The 14,957-nt window shown below is 66.1% G+C and carries 13 protein-coding genes and 1 pseudogene; 5 read left to right on the top strand and 9 right to left on the bottom strand.

Annotation, left to right across the window (positions count from 1 at the left end; all coding sequences use genetic code 11):
• Positions 1-9: 9 nt before the first annotated feature.
• The 5 genes from MK181_08130 to MK181_08110 all read left to right on the top strand — a co-directional run bounded on the left by MK181_08130 (position 10) and on the right by MK181_08110 (position 8,824).
• Positions 10-942 carry an ornithine cyclodeaminase family protein gene (locus tag MK181_08130; GenBank protein ID MCH2419767.1) on the top strand — a complete coding sequence of 311 codons (933 nt, stop codon included), beginning with the start codon at positions 10-12 and terminating at the stop codon, positions 940-942.
• Positions 943-995: 53 nt separating this feature from the next.
• The gene (locus MK181_08125; GenBank protein MCH2419766.1) at positions 996-2,324 is read left to right on the top strand and encodes a phenylacetate--CoA ligase; all 1,329 of its coding nucleotides are present in this window, start codon (positions 996-998) and stop codon (positions 2,322-2,324) included.
• A gap of 93 nt (positions 2,325-2,417) precedes the next feature.
• Positions 2,418-3,674: an acyl-CoA dehydrogenase family protein gene (locus tag MK181_08120; GenBank protein ID MCH2419765.1), complete on the top strand. Its 1,257-nt coding sequence runs from the start codon at positions 2,418-2,420 to the stop codon at positions 3,672-3,674.
• A 22-nt stretch (positions 3,675-3,696) separates the two neighbouring features.
• Positions 3,697-5,961 carry an MFS transporter gene (locus MK181_08115; GenBank protein MCH2419764.1) on the top strand — a complete coding sequence of 755 codons (2,265 nt, stop codon included), beginning with the start codon at positions 3,697-3,699 and terminating at the stop codon, positions 5,959-5,961.
• A gap of 1 nt (position 5,962) precedes the next feature.
• Entirely contained in the window at positions 5,963-8,824 is a 2,862-nt protein-coding gene (locus tag MK181_08110) for an ATP-binding cassette domain-containing protein (GenBank protein MCH2419763.1), read from the top strand.
• Between the two features lie 24 nt (positions 8,825-8,848).
• Here the strand turns inward: MK181_08110 and MK181_08105 are convergent, their stop codons facing one another.
• From MK181_08105 to MK181_08065, 9 genes and pseudogenes are all read right to left on the bottom strand, one after another.
• Positions 8,849-9,955 carry a mechanosensitive ion channel family protein gene (locus MK181_08105; GenBank protein ID MCH2419762.1) on the bottom strand — a complete coding sequence of 369 codons (1,107 nt, stop codon included), beginning with the start codon at positions 9,953-9,955 and terminating at the stop codon, positions 8,849-8,851.
• Positions 9,956-10,005: 50 nt separating this feature from the next.
• Positions 10,006-10,209 carry a hypothetical protein gene (locus MK181_08100; GenBank protein ID MCH2419761.1) on the bottom strand — a complete coding sequence of 68 codons (204 nt, stop codon included), beginning with the start codon at positions 10,207-10,209 and terminating at the stop codon, positions 10,006-10,008.
• Positions 10,210-10,219: 10 nt separating this feature from the next.
• Entirely contained in the window at positions 10,220-11,755 is a 1,536-nt protein-coding gene (gene dnaB / locus MK181_08095; protein MCH2419760.1) for a replicative DNA helicase, read from the bottom strand.
• A 172-nt stretch (positions 11,756-11,927) separates the two neighbouring features.
• Complete coding sequence (gene rplI / locus MK181_08090; GenBank protein ID MCH2419759.1) at positions 11,928-12,374, bottom strand: 50S ribosomal protein L9; 447 nt, start codon at positions 12,372-12,374, stop codon at positions 11,928-11,930.
• A 314-nt stretch (positions 12,375-12,688) separates the two neighbouring features.
• A pseudogene (rpsR, locus tag MK181_08085) lies at positions 12,689-12,931 on the bottom strand (30S ribosomal protein S18).
• An 11-nt stretch (positions 12,932-12,942) separates the two neighbouring features.
• Entirely contained in the window at positions 12,943-13,392 is a 450-nt protein-coding gene (ssb, locus tag MK181_08080) for a single-stranded DNA-binding protein (protein MCH2419758.1), read from the bottom strand.
• Positions 13,393-13,407: 15 nt separating this feature from the next.
• Positions 13,408-13,764: a 30S ribosomal protein S6 gene (gene rpsF / locus MK181_08075; GenBank protein MCH2419757.1), complete on the bottom strand. Its 357-nt coding sequence runs from the start codon at positions 13,762-13,764 to the stop codon at positions 13,408-13,410.
• A 226-nt stretch (positions 13,765-13,990) separates the two neighbouring features.
• Positions 13,991-14,404: a DUF5318 domain-containing protein gene (locus MK181_08070; protein MCH2419756.1), complete on the bottom strand. Its 414-nt coding sequence runs from the start codon at positions 14,402-14,404 to the stop codon at positions 13,991-13,993.
• Positions 14,405-14,457: 53 nt separating this feature from the next.
• Positions 14,458-14,957, bottom strand: a 500-nt coding sequence (locus tag MK181_08065) for a hypothetical protein (protein ID MCH2419755.1), incomplete at its 5' end; no start/stop codon positions are given.

Genomic DNA, 14,957 nt, shown 5'->3' with positions numbered 1-14,957 from the left:
GGAGGCCAGATGCCCGGACCCCTACCCCACTTCGACGCTGAGGCCATTCGGTCCGTGGTCGACCTGTCAACCTGCATCGAGGCCCTGCGGGAGGGGTCTAGGGAACTAGGGGGATTACACCCCCGGTCTCAGGTCTCGTTGGGTGAGGGAGATGACTTCCTCCTGATGCCAGCCGTCTCCCCGTCTGGGATCGGCGTGAAGGTGGTGAGCGTGGTGTCGGGGAACCGGGACCGCGACCTGCCCCTGATCCATGGCTTCTACCTGTACTGCGATCGGGAGACCGGGGTACCGACGGCCACCCTGGACGGTTCGGCCCTGACCACCCTGCGGACTCCGGCCGCCTCGGCTTTGGCTGCCGACCTGCTAGCCCGACCGGATGCCACCACGCTGGGGATCTTCGGCACCGGTGTCCAGGCGAGGGGCCATGTGGCCGCCATGCTGGCCGTCCGACCCACCGTGGAACGGATCGTGGTGTCAGGCCGGACCGCGGACTCGACCGACCGGTTCGTGGCCGGCCTCGAGGTCGGGGGCCGCGAGGCGGTGACCGGGTCCCCGACCGAGGCCGCCGGGTGCGACCTGGTGTGCGGCTGCACGTCATCAGCCACGCCGGTGATCCCCACCCACGCCGTCCGGCCCGGGACCCACGTGGGCCTGGTCGGCTCCTACTCGACGGCCCGCCGGGAGGTCGATGCCGACCTCCTCCGACGGTCCGCTGTTTTTGTCGACGACCGGCATGCGGCAGCCGACGAAGCCGGCGACCTGATCACAGCGGCCAATGAGGGTCGGTGGTCCTTCGACGAGGTTCGGGGCGATCTGGCCGAGTTGTGCCTCGGGACGGCCGGTCGTTCGTCCAATGACGAGGTCACCTTGTTCAAGTCGGTCGGCCTTGCCGTCTGGGACCTCATTGTGGCTAGTGCGGTGGTGCGGGCCGGTTCCCGGTGACGGAGCCCGCTCGATTCTTTGGCCACCAGGCCGACGGGTCCTAGGGTCCGGCGATGCCCACTCTGCAGACCGGTGAGCCGCTCGACGCCGCCGGCCTGGCCGGTGACGCCAAGAAGGACCTCCAGGGCCAACTGCTGTCCGATCTGGTGGTCCGGCTCGCTGGCAGCGGCAACGCCTTCTGGGAAGAGCGCCTGGCCGACATAGACCCGGGGTCTGTCACCTCGTTGGACGACCTGGGCCGGCTTCCGTTTACGGTCAAGCAGGACCTTCGGGAGCGGTACCCGCTGGGCATGGTTATCTCCCCGATGGAGGCCACCACGCGTCTTCATGCCAGTTCGGGGACCAGCGGCAAGCCGACCATCGTCGTGTACACCCCCCACGACCTGGCCGTGTGGGCCGAGGTCAATGCCCGGGCTCTCGTGCTGGCTGGTGCCCAACCTGGTGACATCCTCCACAACGGTTACGGATACGGCCTGTTCACCGGTGGCCTGGGACTCCACTACGGCGGCGAGCGTCTGGGGTGCACCGTGGTGCCCGTGTCGGGTGGGAACACCACCCTGCAACTCCAGTTACTGGAGGACCTAGGCAGTCGCATCATGTCGGCCACCCCGTCTTTTTCGCTGGTCCTGGCTGAGCGGGCTAGGGAACGGGGAATCTTGGACCGTCTACGGGTCGAGGTGGGAATTCTGGGTGCCGAGCCGTGGTCCGAGGGTATGCGTGACCGCATCAACGAGGCATGGGGCGGGGGCTACACCGCCCTGGACATCTACGGTTTGTCCGAGGTCATCGGCCCCGGGGTGGCCATGGAAGCCCCCGACGACCTGGGCGCCCTGAACGTGTTTGACGACCATTTCCTGCCCGAGATTGTCGATCCGGAGACCGGGGAGACGGTGCCCGACGGCGAGTACGGCGAGCTGGTCCTCACCACCCTGACCAAGGAGGCCATGCCCGTCCTCCGCTACCGCACCGGAGATATCACACGGATCCTCCCCGAGGACCAGCCCGGTGTCCCCGGACGGCACTGGACTCGGATCTCCCGCCTCACCGGCCGGGCCGACGACATGCTGGTGATCCGAGGTATCAACGTTTACCCCCGCGAGATCGAGACCGTCCTGATGGACGATCCGGACGTTGGTGCCAACTACGCCATCGTCGTTGACCGTCGGGGAACCATGGCCGAAATCCGGGTCCGGGCCGAGGCCACAGCGGAGGCCGGTAACCGGATCCCTGAAGCTACTGAGCGACTCACCCGGGTACTGGCTGACCGGATCCGCATCCGAGCCGGCGTTGAGATGGTCCCCGAGGGGTCGATGCCCCGGACCGAGGTGGGCAAGGTCAAGCGTGTCTTCGAGCAGATCGACGACACCGACCCCCTGGCCTGACGACCCACCTGACCTCCGGAGATCGTTGCGGCCACAGGGAAAGCCGTTTCCTGATGGTCCGTCAGATTCTGGATCCCACTAGCGTTATTGGCCGTGTCTGACCTCCCCGGCGATTCCACCGCCACCTCTGACCGGGCGGTCACCGAGCCGGCCGACCAAGCGGCCTTCCGGCTTGAAGCACGCGCCTTCCTAACCGAACATGCCGAGCCCCTGGCCGCCATCGACCCATGGCAGGTGTCCGGGTTCCCTGACGACCAGCAGGCCCGGTCTTACTTCGAGCGTGGCCGGGACTGGCAACGCACCCTGGCCGCACACGGATGGGCCGGCCTGACCTGGCCCAGCGAATTCGGGGGCGCTGGACGACCTTCGTGGGCCGAGCGCGTCTTCCGTGAGGAGTCGGCTGGCTTCGGCTCCCACACTGGGTTCATCGGTTCCACCATCGCAATGCTCGGTCCCACCCTCCAGGTCCACGCCACCGAGGCCGTCACCTCTCGGTTCCTCCCCTCTCTCATCAGCGGTGAGGTGGCCTGGTGCCAGCTGTTCAGCGAACCGGGCGCTGGATCGGACCTGGCCGGACTGGCTACCCGTGCCGTTCGAGACGACGACCACTGGGTGGTAGACGGCCAGAAGGTTTGGAACTCCTGCGCCCAGTTCGCAGACTGGGGCTTCCTCCTGGCCCGTACCGACCCCGATGCCCCCAAGCACCGTGGCATCACGTTCCTGCTCGTTGACATGTCGTCGCCCGGCGTCGAGGTTCGTCCCCTCGTGCAGGCCAACGGGTCAACTCACTTCAACGAGGTCTTCCTCACCGGGGTCCGCGTCCCAGCAAACCAGGTGGTCGGCGAGATTCATGGAGGCTGGGCACCCGCCCGCACCGTGCTGGCCAATGAGGCCGCCTTTATCGGTCGAGGTGGCGGTGTCCCGGCTTCCGACCGGCTGCGAGACCTGGCTGCCCAACACGGTGGCCTGGACGATCCCCGAATCCGCCAACGCCTGGCCACTGTTATCACCCGGGAACGCCTCCAGGGACTCATGGGGCAGCGCATCCAGGCCGCCGTCCGCGACGGGCGCGAACCGCCCTTCGACCCGGGACTGACCAAAGTCATGGCAGCCGTCACCAAGGTCTTGACCGGTGACCTGGCCGCCGAGTTGGCCGGACCTGCGGGCATGGTCGACACCGACCGGACCAGTACCTGGATCCAAGCCGAGGTTATTAACCGGTTCAGCATCTCGATCGGCGGCGGAACCACCGAGGTGCAGAAGAACAATCTGGCCGAACGCTCGCTGGGCCTTCCCCGAGAACCGGGACACGACCGCAATACACCGTGGAAAGATGTTCTCCGCGGTTGAGTGGGGGTGAAAGAACCAGCCGATGGACGACGACCTGAGCGACGACCTGAACGACGTCTCGACCGGCGACCGCGCCGATCGGGGCGACGGCGGCCGAGCAGACAGCGCGGCGTCTCTGGCTACCACCGTGCTGGCCGAGGAGGCGGCCCGACACGCCGAGGGACAGGCCGACCAGGTGCTGTTCCCCGACGACCTTCTCCCTGGGGTGAAGAGCGAGGGAATCTCTCTCCGCAAGGGCCTGGCCATGGGGGGTGGTGCGGCCACGTTCTTGGTCCTGATGGTCCTGAACTCCCTCGATGAGCTCCAGACGGCCGCCATCTCCGTCTTGGCCCCCGACATCCGTGACACCTTCGGGGTCAGCGACGGCACGATCACTTTCATCGCCAGCGCCTCCGGTGCCTTCGTGGTCCTGGGGGCCATCCCCATGGGTTGGGCTGCCGATCGGATGCGCCGGATCCCGATCATCGGCTGGTCCAGCATCGTGTTCGCCGCCATGGTGGCCCTCTCGGGCATGGCGGTGAACGCCTTCGCCTTCTTCTGGGCCCGGTTCGGGGTGGGCATCGCCAAGGCCAACACCATCCCCGTCCACTCTTCGACCATCGCCGATACCTACCCCATCGGTATCCGCGGTCGGATCGGCGCCCTCGACAAGGGAGTGGGCCGCCTGTTCGCCGTCCTCAGCCCCATCCTGGTGGGCGGCATCGCCGCGCTGGCTAATGGCCCGGGCGAGATCGACGGATGGCGGTGGGCCTACTACCTGCTCGGCATTCCGGTGGCCGTAGCCGCCTTGGCTGCCTTTTTTCTCCGTGAGCCCCAGCGGGGGCGCTGGGAGAAGGAGGACGTCCTGAAAGAGTCGTTCACCGAGGACGACCCGCTCCCCGTTTCCATGGACGCCGCGTTCTCACGCCTCATGCAGATCCGGACCATGAAGACGGTGGTCGTCGGGTTCAGCGCCCTGGGGTTCGGCCTGTTCACCGCACCGGTGCTGGAGAACCTGTGGCTGGAGGACGAGTTCGGCCTGGAGTCCTTCGAGCGCGGCGCCTGGGCCACCACGGCCGGCGTGTTCACCGTGCTGGCCCTCATATACGTCGGGCCGAAGTTCGACCGGCTGTGGCGGGAAAACCCCACCCGCACCCTCCACCTGGTCGGTGCCCTGATCGGCCTGTCTGCGATCTTCAAGCCCATCCAGTGGGCCATGCCCACCGTGCCGCTATTCATCGCCCTGTCCATACCCACCCAGGTGATGCTCAGCACGGCCTTCGCGATGGTCGGTCCGCTGATCCAGGCCATCGTCCCCTATCGGCTTCGGGGTAGCGGGACGGCGCTCATTACCCTCTACATCTTCTTCGTTGGGGGAACGGGTGGGGGACTGATCTCGTTCATGTTCGCCGACGGTTGGGGACCCCGGGTCACCACTTTGGTCCTGACCGTCCCTTCCTCGATCATCGGTGGCTGGATCATGTTCCGGGGCGCTCGCCACGTCCGCCATGACCTATCGCTAAACGTCCAAGAACTGCTCGACGAGCAGGCCGAACAGCAACGGGCGTCCGACCCCTCCGAGATCCCTGTCCTACAAGTCAACAACGTGGACTTCTCCTACGGGCCGGTCCAGGTCCTGTTCGACGTGGGCTTCGAGGTGCGCCGGGGCGAGACGTTGGCTCTCCTGGGCACCAACGGGGCCGGTAAGTCCACCATCTTGCGAGTGGTTAGTGGCCTCGGTATGCCCCGGCGGGGCGTCGTCCGGCTCAACGGACGCACCGTCACCTACACCTCGCCGCAACTCCGGTCCCGCCTCGGCATCCAGCAACTCCCCGGGGGTAACGGCGTCTTCCCGGACATGACGGTCCGCCAGAACCTGGTGATGGGCGGCTATATCCACCGTGGCGACCGGGAGGACGTGGAGCGCCGGATTGTCGAGGTCCTGGACCTCTTCCCCGACCTGGCGGACCGGCAGGGCCAGCGGGCTGGATCCATGTCCGGAGGGCAGCAGCAGATGTTGGCCCTGGCCCGGGTCCTGCTCCACGACCCCGAGATCCTGCTAATCGACGAGCTCTCACTGGGCTTGGCTCCCACGGTGGTCCAGGATCTCCTGGCCCTGGTCGAAAGGCTCCAAGAGCGCGGCCAGACCATCATCCTGGTGGAGCAGTCCCTGAACGTGGCCCTGTCGGTCGCCGACCGGGCCATTTTCCTGGAAAAGGGACAGATCCGGTTCGAGGGCCCAGCTCGGGAGCTACTCGAACGGGACGACCTGGCCCGGGCCGTGTTCCTGGGCCGGGAGGGTGGCTGAGGTGGGGGCCATTGTCGGAGGTGAGATGGCCGTAGTGGCTGTCTGGACCACCCGCCAACTGTGGTTCGACGGCATCGTCAACGGGATGGTCTTCGGGCTGCTGGCCCTCGGCGTGGTTCTCGTCTATCGGTCCACCCGGGTCATCAACCTGGCCGTAGGCAATATGGGCCTCCCAGCCACCGGCTTGATGACCCTCTTGACCTTTAACTACGGCTTCCCCTACTGGGCTGCCCTGCCCATCAGCCTGCTGGTCGGTATCACCGTCGGGGCAACGGTCGAACGGGCCGTCATCCGCCGGCTGTTCGAGGCCCCCCGGGTCATTGTGCTGGTCGCCACCATCGGCATCGCCCAGCTCATGCAGGCCATTCTCGCCTCGTATCCCGACCTCGTGCGGGACCGCAGCCAGCGCTTTCCCATTCCGGTGAACTTCACCTGGGACGACGTCCTCGGCGTCCGGGTCACCGGGCCGAAGGCGACCATTCTGGTCGTCGTCCCCCTCCTGGCCCTGGGCTTGTCCTGGTTCCTGAACCGCACGGTGTTCGGCCAGACGGTGCAGGCCTCGGCCAGCAACGCCGACCTGGCCCGCATGTCGGGAATCGACCCGAAGATGGTCCAACTGTTTGTCTGGACGGTGGCCGGACTCCTGGCCACCATCTCCCTGCTCCTGCTGTCCGGGAACCGGGGAAGCGTCGGTGGCCTTCAGAACCTCGGGCCCAGCACCATGGCCCGAGCTCTGGCCGCCGCGGTCATCGCCGGCATGGTCTCCTTCCCCCGGGCCCTCGGTGCCGGAATCCTCATTGGTGTGGTCCAGGCCCACGTGCAGTTCGTGTTCTTTAACCAGGGCGGCCTGATCGACTTCGTGTTGTTCGTCGTGGTTGCCGTGGCCGTTGCCTTCCAGAGCCGGGGGAGCCGGGAGGTCGACTCGTCGTTCTCCTTCTCGGCCCGGAGGCGACCCATCCCCGAGCGCCTCCGACAGTTCTGGTGGGTGAGGCACCTGTCGACGATTTCGCTAGCCGTCCTGCTGGGCATCGCCCTGATAATCCCCGCCATCGTGGACCGCCCCTCACGCCACCTGTTGTACGCCAGCATCCTGGCCTTCGCTATCTGCGCCGTCTCGATGACCATCGTGACCGGCTGGGCCGGACAGTTGTCTCTCAGCCAGATGGCGTTCGCCGGGATCGGTGCCCTGATCGCTGCCGGGTTCAACCGGGGCTTGGAGTTCGGGGTCGGAATCGGTGACGACCTGGAGTTCTTCTCCATCACCGTTCCCCGCCTCCCCTACCTGGTCTCGATGCTGGCCGCGGCAGGCGTCGCTGCTGCCTCGGCTGCCCTCATCGGCCTGGGTGCCCTCCGGGTCCGGGGACTCCTGCTGGCTGTCACCACGTTCGCCTTCGCCCTGGCCACTCAGCAGTACCTGTTCCGCCGGCCGTTGTTCAACGGTGGCTTCAAGCAGAGCATCCCGTTTCGCCGGGGCAGTCTGGGGCCGATCGACTTGGCCAGCCAACGGACCTACTACTACCTGTGCCTCGGGTTCCTGGTACTGCTCTTGGTGGCGGTCTCCCGGCTCCGGTCTACCGGCATCGGACGGACGATCATCGGGATCCGCGAGAACGAGTCCACGGCCGCCGCCTACACGGTCGGCCCGACCCGTACCAAGCTCTTGGCCTTCGCCATAGCCGGTGGCATCGCCGGCCTTGGTGGCGCCCTGTTGGGTGGTCTGGTACAGAACATCCCCTACACGGAGCGGCTGTTCCAGATCGGCGACTCGCTGCGCCTGGTGTCCATCGTGGTCATCGGCGGCCTCGGGACAATCATGGGCCCAGTGGTGGGTGCCCTCTGGGTGGTGGGACTACCCGCTTTCTGGCCCGATAACGAACTCGTACCCCTGTTCACCTCCAGCATCGGCCTGCTGATCCTGCTTCTCTACTTCCCCGGTGGACTGATCCAGGTCGCCTACTCAGCCCGGGACGCCGTACTGCGGTGGGCCGAGTCGCGCCTGCCCGATACGACACCAACTTCCACGACGACACCACCGGCCGTGGCCCTGGGTGGTGGACGGGACCGTCGGAAGATCGACGGGCCCGCGCTGGTCGTGGACGATGTGGCCGTGGCCTTCGGGGGGCTCCGGGCGGTCGACGGCGTGTCGCTCGTGGCCCACCCGGGGGAGGTGGTCGGCCTCATCGGCACCAACGGCGCCGGCAAGTCGACACTCATGAACGCCATCGGTGGTTTCGTCCCGTCTACGGGGACCATCGAGATCCTCGGCCGCGACGCCTCCGGGTTATCGGCAGCTAACCGAGCCCGCCTGGGGTTGGGTCGAACCTTCCAGGCAGCCCGCCTGTTCCCCGAACTGACCGTGAACGAAACGGTCCAGGTGGCCCTAGAAGCCCGAGAGAGGACAAGGCTGATCCCGGCAGCGTTCTTCCTCCCGTCGTCGATCCGAGCTGAGCGGGCCAAGGCATCCGACGCCTCCGACCTGATCGACTTCCTGGGTCTGGGCCGCTACGCCAACGCCTTCGTGGCCGAGCTGTCGACCGGAACCCGCCGGATCGTCGAGCTGGCCGGCCTGTTGGCCCTTGACGCCCGGGTGCTGTGCCTCGACGAGCCCACGGCCGGCATCGCCCAGCGAGAAACCGAGGCCTTCGGACCGCTGCTTAAGCAGATCCAGCAGGAACTAGGCGCCACTATGGTCGTAATTGAACACGACATGCCGATGATCATGGCCCTATCCGACCGGGTGTACTGCCTAGAGACCGGGCAGATCATCGCCGAGGGATCCCCGGACGAGGTTCGAAATGACCCCCGGGTGGTGGCCAGTTACCTAGGCACCGACGACCGGGCTATCGACCGCTCCGACGGCTAACCGGACCGAAAGCCCAGCCAGCGACTACTCGTCGCCATCGCTGCCAGATCGACGCTCCAGAAGATCGTCGCGAACCTCGGTCTCGGGAACCACCGTGGTGCGCTCCGAGACCTGGTTGATCCACACCGTCCGCTGGGGGAACGGGATCTCGATACCGTTGGCGTCGAAGGCCTTCTTGAGGCGGGCCCGAATGAGGCGTCCCGTGGCCCACTGCTCATTGGGTTCCGTCTTGACGGCTAGGCGGATGGAGATGGCGTCGGCGCCGAAGCTCTGCACGCCCCAGATCTCGGGTTCCTCGATAATGGTGGCTGACTCCACCTCCTCCTGCCAGACGCTGTCGGCCACCTCCTTGATGACGCTGGCCGCCAGGTCGATGTCCGTGTCGTAAGCGACGTCCACGTCGAGCACCGTGCGGGCCCAAAGTTGCGAGGAGTTGCCCACCCGGCGGATTTCACCGTTGGGGACCACCCACAACGCTCCGTCGATGTCTCGCAGGATCGTGGTCCTCAGGGTCACCTTCTCGACCGTGCCCGAAGCGGCTCCCACGTCCACGATGTCGCCCACCCCGTACTGGTCTTCGATGATTATGAAGATCCCGGCGATGAAGTCGGACACCAGCGACTGGGCGCCGAAACCGATGGCTAGGCCGACGATGCCCGCACCGGCAATCAGCGGACCGAGGTCTAGCCCTAACTCTCCGAGGGCCACCATGAGGGCCAGGGCGTAGACGGCAACTCCCGCCAGGCCGCGAAGCACCACTCCCAGGGTCACTGCCCGCTGTCGCGAGCGCTCGGCCTGGTCGTGAATCTTCTGGAGTCTGCCCCGGGCCCGGCGCCCTAGCCGGGCCAGTCGGGCTGATGACTCGGCTTCAGCTTCGCCTTCCTCCCGGGTCCTTGATTCCACGAGGCGGCTGACCATTCGGTCGATGGCCCGCTTCACTAGGCGGTTCACGACCAGGGCGCCGACCAGGATGACCGCCACCTTGAGTGGACGCTCGATCAACCAGTCCACGAGCCCGGCTAGAGCCTCGTTATCCGTTGTGTCCCAGATCCACTCACAGATGAAACCCGGGGACTCCCCGCAGGCATCCACAAGGCCGGCTTGCAACTCGGTCGTCACCGCTTCAGGCATCGACGCCACCTCCCCGCCGGACGGTAGTCCCCCGGGGGCCACGACAAGGATCAGCCGCTCAGGCTGGCTATGGCCCAGAGCGCGGCAACGGTGCCCAGGACGATGTAGAGCACGCTCCGCCACACTGGAGGACGGACTAGGTCTCCGTCGTCTCGTTGTCGTGGTGGTCGGACAAGAGCCGCGGCATTGCCCACGGCCATGGCCCCTCCAAGAGCCAGCAGCAGCCAGCCCAGGATGTCTTCGCCCAAGAACACCGATCGGTCCTTAGCTAGCCCGCGACATGTTGGAGAAGCGGGTGTAGCGGGGTAGCCAGGCCAGCTTTACGGTGCCCGTCGGCCCGTTACGGTGCTTGGCCACAATGACCTCGGCCGTACCCAGGTCAACGGAGTCCGCGTTGTAGACCTCGTCGCGGTATAGGAAAATCACCACGTCGGCGTCCTGCTCAATGGACCCCGATTCCCGGAGGTCGGCCAACATCGGACGCTTGTCTTGTCGCGTCTCTAGGCCCCGGGAGAGCTGTGACAGGCCGACCACCGGGCAACCCAGCTCACGGGCCAGAATCTTGAGGCCACGGCTGATCTCGGAGACCTCGACTTGTCGGCTCTCCGCGGTAGAACGGCCGGTCATGAGCTGGATGTAGTCCACGACAACCACCCCCAGCTTGCCGACCCGGCTCTTGAGACGTCGGGCCTTGGCCCGGATCTCCATGACCGAGGTATTCGGGTTGTCGTCGATCCAGATATGGGCCTCGCTCAGCTTGCCGACCCCACGGTTGATGCGCGACCAGTCGTCGGAGTTCAACTGTCCGTTGCGGATGTTGGTGGCGTCCACCCGGGCCTCGGAGCAGAGGATCCGTTGGGTTAGCTCCATCTGGCTCATCTCCAGCGAGAACACCACGGTCGGTAGCTCGCACCGGATCCCTATGTGGGTGGCCAAGCCGAGGCCGAAGGAGGTCTTTCCCATGGCTGGCCGGGATCCGACGATGATGAGCGACTCGTCCTGGAGGCCGGACAACAGCATGTCTAGGTCCTCGTAGCCGGTGGGTGTGCCAGTGATGTGGTCTCCCCGTTCCATCAACTCTTCGAGGCGATCCAGGTTGGCATCAATGAGGTTCCGGATCTGGGCCATGGAGTCGGTCACCCGTCCCTGACCCACCTGGAACACCAGGCTCTCGGCCTCGTCCACGGCCTTGACCACGTCGTCGGGTCGGCCGTAGCCGATCTCAGCGATCTCGTTGGCCGCACCGATGAGGCCCCGCAGAGTGGCGTGTTCCTGGATGATCCGGGCGTACTTGGGGGCGCTGGAGGTGGCGGGAGTCGACGCCTGGAGTTCCAACAGCAGGCCCGGTCCGCCTATCTGGTCCAGCAGTCCGGACCGGGTCAGGGCCTCAGCCACGGTGACCGGATCAGCCGGCTCTCCCGAGGCGTACAGGCCACAGATCGCCTCGAACACGTGACCGTGCGAGGGCTTGTAGAAGTGCTCGGCGTTGACGACCTCCAACGCGTCGGCAATGGCGTCGCGCGACAACAACATGGCGCCGAGGAGCGAGGCCTCGGCGTCGAGGTTGTGCGGAGGGACCCGTGCACCCGACGAACGGTTGGCCGAGCGGGAACCCCGGTCAGCCGACCACGCTCGCGAATCGTGGTGATCGTCGTCCGGTGGTTCTTCGGGAAGCGGGACATCGGCGGGGAGAGGCGGGAGGTCGGGAAGGGCCATGTCCGCCGGACCGGGTGGTTCGCTCGTCTGGTCCACGCCATCGTCATCGAGCGACCCGCTCATGTCGGCCCCCCGGTCTCCCATCCACCCATGAGTCCAAGGATGCACGGACTGCCCTGTGGGGTGCTAGAGGGAAAACTCCGGCTACTGGTCCCCAACACGCCGCTCCGACCGGGGATATCGCGACCCATCCTGTGGATTGCCAGCCGTCCGGTCCGGAGATCGGACCTGCGGACGATCCACGACACGACGGGGGTCAGGCCTCGGCCTGTACCTCGACGGTCACCGGCACGGAGACCTCGGCATGGAGTTCGATAATGAATTCGTGCGAGCCGATGTCCTTGGCTGTCTCACCGACCACCTGTCGACGGTCGACCACCAGGCCAACCTGGGAGGCCAGGGCTTCGGTCACCTCGGCCACACCAACCGAGCCGAACAGTCGGCCCTCGTCGGAGGCCTTGGCCGTCACCTGGAGCACCACGCCGGAGATCTGGGCGGCCGCCAACTCGGCATCGCTTCGGTCAACCGCTGCCTTCAACGCGCGCTTGCGCTGCATGGCCTCGGCTTGGGCCGCCACACCCTCAAGGGCCTCGATAGCCAGCCCGCGGGGAACTAGATAGTTCCGGGCGTAACCCCGGGCCACGTCGACAATGTCTCCGGTACGACCAAGACCGTCCACGTCTATACGGAGGAGGACCTTCACGACCCCGCTCCTTCCTCATCTTCCTCATCCACTGCTTCAAGTGGCTCGGCCGGCTCATCTGTCATCTCGGCCTCAAGTGACTCGGCCGGCTCATCTGTCACCTCGGCCTCAAGTGACTCGACCAGCTCATCTGTCACCTCGGCCTCAATCGTCTCCACGACCTCGACCGACTCAACTGACTCGGCGGCCTCCAACTCCTCGGTGGTGGCCTCGTCACCTGAACCCGGAGGCGGTGCGGTCGGACGGGGCGGCGGGCCATCAGCGCGGGCGCTCCGGTCGTCGGACCGCCGCTCGCGGCGCTGCGTGGTAACCCGGTTTGTGTAAGGAATTAGGGCCATTTCCCGGGCGTTTTTGACCGCCCGGGCCACCTCACGCTGCTGCTTCTCGTTGTTGCCGGTGTTCTGGCGGGTCTTCAGCTTGGACCGCTCGGAGACGAACTTGCGGAGCATGTCGGTGTCCTTGTAGTCGACGAAGTCGACTTTGGCGATGGTCAGCGGACTGACCTTCTTCTTGCCCCGACGGGCGCCGTCCCGGCTCTTGTTACGGCGGGGAGGCATGCGGCGGGCCATTAGAAGGGCTCCTCGTCCGGAAACGGTTCACCCGCTCCGGCTGTGGGTTGGCCGCCTTGTCCTGAAGAACTGCCGGCACCGCTTTCATTGTCAGAGCGACGATCGATCTTGGTTACCTCGGCGGTGGCCCAACGGATGCTCGGAGCAACCTCATCGGCCACTATCTGCACAGCTGAGCGTTTTTCGCCGTTCTCGTTCTCCCAGGAGCGGTAGTCGAGTCGGCCATATACAACAACACGACTACCCCTGCTGATCGACTCAGCCACGTTTTCAGCAAGTTCACGCCAACAAGTGACGTCGAAATAGTGGGCCTTTTCTTCACCACCCTGACTACTTCGCTGGTTCCAGGCAAGACCAAAACTTGTCACTGGGGTGCCGCTCGGGATGAAGCGAAGTTCGGGGTCGCGGGTGACGTTCCCGACGATGACCACGTTGTTATCAAATGCCATGTTTCTCTCCGTTCCTTAACCGGCCTCGGCCGGTGACGCTTCGCCGAGCAGGCCGCGACGGGTTGCCTCGGCCTCGGGCAGGCGCATGATCTTGTGGCGAACTACCTCACTACGGTCCGCTAGTCGAAGGATGCGGTCGGTGGAGTCCAGGTTGCCCGCATCGGTCACCACGGCGAGGACGACGTAGACGCCCTCCCACTTGTGGTTGATCCGGTAGGCGAACCGTCGTCGGCCCCAGGGCTCGGAATCCAGCACAGACGCGATGCGGCCGCCTTCAGATTCGATGTTGGCGGTCACCTTCGACAGGCTGGCCGCAACGGCTTCCTCGTCGAGGTCGCCGTCCAAGATGATCATGATCTCGTAGGCCCGCATGGCAGGCACTCACCTCCTCTGGACTCGGGCGTCGCCCCTTGGCGCGCCCGGGGCCCCGCAGTGGGGCAGGGGGAATGGGTTGTCACGCTTCTCGATTCGACCGGTGTACCGGCCTACGTGGAAGCAACCAGAGGCTACCGCCGTCCGTTCTGAGGTCCGACCCGTGTCCACCCCCTGAGCATGGCCGCCGGGTGTGACACCGAATCTCGGGAGGATCGGTCGGCAGTCAGCCCCGGCCCAGAGAGGTGATCCGGACCAGGTGGTTCCACCCACAAGACGGGCACACCTCAACCACGTATCCGGTCAGGTTGGCCTGTCGGGCATCGAGGCGCGCCAATTCCCCGGGTGTCGAGATGCACCGGCCGTGGGCCGGAAGGCGGGGACCGAACACGTAGGTCACGTGGGCCACCTCGTGATCCTCACAAACCGGGCATGTCTCCGACGTAGGGGTTCCGCACTCCACGGCATTCCGCCGCAGCATCGGTTGGGCATCGCATAGAACATCTAGGCCCACGTTTCCCCGACTCCAGCCGTCGAGCGTGGTCTGGCGGGCCAAGCGGTAGTCGACGTCGGCCGGGCGACGAACGGGCAGGAGCCCTTCGTGGGCCTGTACCGCCTCGCCAGTTCGCCGACTCGCCACGAGCAAACCCTAGATCAAAAGAACGGGGCCAACCGGAGGGCCAGGCGGAACGATCAGCCGGCAGCCCGGGTCGACCACCAGTCGGCCAGCCGGGTTGCAGCCTCGTCGGGGGCCACACGGCCCTCTCTGAGCCGCAGGTCGACCAGCCAGGACAGAGCTTCACCGACCTCCGGCCCGGCCGACAGGTCGAGCAGAACCATGACGGCATCCCCGTCTAGCGCCGGGCCCAGATCGTCGAACTCCCCGACCGACACGAGCCGCTCCACTACCGCCACTAGGTCACCGGTCTCCACGCCGATCAGATCAACGAAGTCCAGCACCGGGTCTAGGGACGGTCCTACGGCGACGGCCAGGCGGCGGACCTGTTCGTCGGACCACGGCCCGTCTGTCGAACCCTCGACGATCCGGTCTGCACCATCCACCAGGACGGCAATCCGTCTGACATCTGTTCCGGACAATCGCAGGTCGACGAGGCGTGACGCCATCCCTCCAGCCGACCGGGCCAACACGGCAAGTCGTAGGACCGGGTCGTCCGTCGCTGTCGCCACGACCT

The organism is Acidimicrobiales bacterium, assembly GCA_022452035.1.
GTDB lineage: Bacteria > Actinomycetota > Acidimicrobiia > Acidimicrobiales > MedAcidi-G1 > UBA9410.
The sequence above is the reverse complement of the archived record's forward strand: the minus strand, read 5'-3'. Positions and strand labels throughout refer to the sequence as shown.

Coding starts and splice junctions, on each gene's coding strand:
- MK181_08115 (MCH2419764.1), top strand. CDS start 3,697: ATGGACGACGACCTGAGCGACGACCTGAACGACGTCTCGACCGGCGAC.
- MK181_08125 (MCH2419766.1), top strand. CDS start 996: ATGCCCACTCTGCAGACCGGTGAGCCGCTCGACGCCGCCGGCCTGGCC.
- MK181_08105 (MCH2419762.1), bottom strand. CDS start 9,955: ATGCCTGAAGCGGTGACGACCGAGTTGCAAGCCGGCCTTGTGGATGCC.
- MK181_08130 (MCH2419767.1), top strand. CDS start 10: ATGCCCGGACCCCTACCCCACTTCGACGCTGAGGCCATTCGGTCCGTG.
- dnaB (MCH2419760.1), bottom strand. CDS start 11,755: ATGGGAGACCGGGGGGCCGACATGAGCGGGTCGCTCGATGACGATGGC.
- ssb (MCH2419758.1), bottom strand. CDS start 13,392: ATGGCATTTGATAACAACGTGGTCATCGTCGGGAACGTCACCCGCGAC.
- rpsF (MCH2419757.1), bottom strand. CDS start 13,764: ATGCGGGCCTACGAGATCATGATCATCTTGGACGGCGACCTCGACGAG.